We start from the raw sequence: 209 nt of genomic DNA on the forward strand, positions 1-209 counted from the left end.
GCTCCCCGAAGCATATCGGTGTTAGTCCCGTCCTTCATCGGCTCCTAGTACCAAGGCATTCACCATGCGCCCTTCATAACTTAACCTAAACAATCAAAGATTGTTTGATTAATTGAGTTAGCGATTATAATTCGTTAATTAAAACTCAAATAACGCGGTGTTCTCGGTTTATTGTTTTGTTAATAAAGAAATTAGATAGTATTTAGTTT

Annotated in this window: 1 rRNA gene; it reads right to left on the reverse strand. The window is 36.4% G+C overall.

Going from position 1 to position 209, the window contains the following annotated elements:
• Positions 1-86: ribosomal RNA gene (locus LMB56_RS00100) — 23S ribosomal RNA — on the reverse strand; the annotation flags it as partial.
• Positions 87-209 lie beyond the last annotated feature (123 nt).

The sequence above is a fragment of the Limosilactobacillus reuteri genome (assembly GCF_020785355.1).
Lineage (GTDB): Bacteria > Bacillota > Bacilli > Lactobacillales > Lactobacillaceae > Limosilactobacillus > Limosilactobacillus reuteri_I.